This is a genomic window from Mesorhizobium sp. M7A.F.Ca.CA.003.01.2.1, assembly GCF_003998945.1.
Lineage (GTDB): Bacteria > Pseudomonadota > Alphaproteobacteria > Rhizobiales > Rhizobiaceae > Mesorhizobium > Mesorhizobium ciceri.
In genome coordinates this window covers 1-391 of the sequence record NZ_RZRA01001724.1, presented here as the reverse complement: position 1 = coordinate 391, position 391 = coordinate 1, and the positions used below count along the sequence as shown (strand labels likewise).

Annotated in this window: 1 protein-coding gene; it reads left to right on the top strand. The window is 63.2% G+C overall.

The genetic code is table 11. From position 1 onward, the window contains the following. A partial coding sequence (locus EN969_RS35130; protein ID WP_164758845.1) for an ABC transporter substrate-binding protein occupies window positions 1–391 on the top strand: 391 nt, incomplete at both ends.

Here is a 391-nt window from a genome sequence, read left to right as displayed (position 1 = left end):
AGGCAACGCTGGTTTCCGGCGATGGCATCGTGTCGAACGAACTGGCTTCGATCGCTGGCGACGCAGTTGCGGGCACGCTCAACACGTTCGGCCCGGATCCGCGCCTGATCCCCGCCAACAAGGAACTCGTCGAGAAGTTCCGCGCGCAGGGTTTCGAGCCGGAAGCCTACACGCTCTACTCCTACGCCGCCGTGCAGGCGATCGCGGAAGCAGCGACCGCTGCCAAGTCGAACGACCCGCAGGCAGTTGCCAAGGCGCTGCATGAAAACGGCCCCTTCAAGACCGTTCTCGGCGACCTGTCCTATGACGCCAAGGGCGATCCGACGCTGCCCGGCTACGTCATGTACGAATGGAAGAAGGGCGACGACGGCAAGTACACCTACGTCCAGAA